The following is a 1,803-nucleotide window of genomic DNA, read 5'->3' as shown; positions in this document are numbered from 1 at the left end:
CTGGAGCTGGTTCCAATGGTTTCTCTGTCTCATATGTTGGCTCTTCTGGTTTTGATGGCTCCGGTTGATCTGGAGTTTTTACCGGTGGTGTTGGCTCATTTTCGTAGCTTGGTGCTACTGGAGCTGGTTCCAATGGTTTCTCTGTCTCATATGTTGGCTCTTCTGGTTTTGATGGCTCTGGTTGATCTGGAGTTTTTACCGGTGGTGTTGGCTCATTTTCGTAGCTTGGTGCTACTGGAGCTGGTTCCAATGGTTTCTCTGTCTCATAAGTAGGAGCTTGTGGTGCAGTTGGTTCTACTGGCGGAGTTGGTTTTTCTAATGTGATGGTTGGCAAATTAGTTGCTCGAACATTTCCGTTAATCGCAAACCAAATATTTGGCTTTTTGGGAGATAATTTCTCTGCTCTACGTGGATCATTCGCTGCAGGCTGTCCCAACACTTCTGAAGACGAAATTGTTCCGATAGTCATACTATTTGAAGGACCTGAGATTTCCACTGCTCCCGCACCATACCAAGAGTTTGGTGCATCTGCATTATCCCAACCAGAATCTGGTTGACTATTCTTATACATGGTGAAGCGGGAACCACCAACTCCTTTTTTGAAGTTTTCAGATTCTGTCGCATAAATTTGGCCGTTCTTTTCACCAACTGAAGAACCCGAAATTTTGATGAAATTCCCAGTATAATCTTTAGCCATCTCGATTGAGTTTGCTTCGCGGTTAAGAGACGCTACAGACATCAAGGCCTTGTCAAAATTAATAATTTGACCATCTTCATCATAGAATTGAAACTCAGTCTTAACGAAGAGAGAGGTAGCATCTTCTGTATTACCAGTATAAGCCGAAGCGAAAACCCCCATCGTTGGGTCTTTAAAAATTCCCAACCAAGCCTTATCATTGCGGAACTTGGAACTAGGATCAAGAGTATAAGTATAGACGATTTTAGAAACTTTTTTCCCTTGATAGTAAGTCCCCTGAAGATTCGTATAAGTTGCTGTTGCAGACTGACCTCGTTTCAGCAGGACTGAAGACCATTCAGTTGGTCCCTTACCACTTGTTACATTTGAATTGTACTCAGAATACTTACCGACTGTACCAAAGCTTTCCTGTTTGTTTGTCTGGTAGTTAGCATTTTGAATGTCTGTTACTTTAAAGTTATCCAACTGGAAGAGTTTATTGGCAAATTCTGCAGTATTCTTCACAGCTGCTTCCATGCCAGTATAGCTAACAAATTCACCAGTTGTAGTCAATGAAAGTTCAGCATTAGGCTCCGATTTGAAAATCAAACTTTGAGCACTTGGGCGACTCAAGTTTCCATCTTCATTCTTCTTTGATTCTGCTAAAGCCATAGCTGCCTTAATTTTGGCCTGCTCAGCTTCATAAGCTTGCAACTTAGCCGGATACTCAGCCAACTCTTTCTTATATTTGGCAAGATCAGCTTCGTATTTAGCTAATTTTGCTTCATAGTCAGTTTTAGCCGCGGCATTGCGTTGTTTGATTGCTTCATTCTCAGCTTCAATCGCAGCATTTTTTACCTTATTATCTTCAACAGCCTTTTCATAGGCTGCTTTTGCATCGGCATTTGCTTTTTGAACGCGAGCTAGTTCTGTCTGATAAGCTGCTAGCTTAGTTTGGTAGTCTGCTTCGTTGGTAGCATTTGCTTGCTTAACTGCCGCCAAATCTGCTTCATATTTCTTCACCGCTGCATCATAAGTCGATTTTGCAGTGGCGTTACGCTGCTTAATAGCTTCATTTTCAGCTTGGATAGCATTGTTTTTAGCTGTATTTTCTTCAACAGCCTTTT

Annotated in this window: 1 protein-coding gene; it reads right to left on the bottom strand. The window is 41.8% G+C overall.

Annotation, left to right across the window (positions count from 1 at the left end; all coding sequences use genetic code 11):
• Positions 1 to 1,803: GbpC/Spa domain-containing protein (locus tag HMPREF0849_RS08565; protein WP_000574364.1), on the bottom strand; the 1,803-nt coding region annotated here is incomplete at both ends.

Origin of the sequence: Streptococcus sp. C300, assembly GCF_000187645.1 — a bacterium.
Lineage (GTDB): Bacteria > Bacillota > Bacilli > Lactobacillales > Streptococcaceae > Streptococcus > Streptococcus oralis_CQ.
Note: the sequence above shows the minus strand (reverse complement) of the source record. Positions and strands in the feature narration are given on the sequence as shown.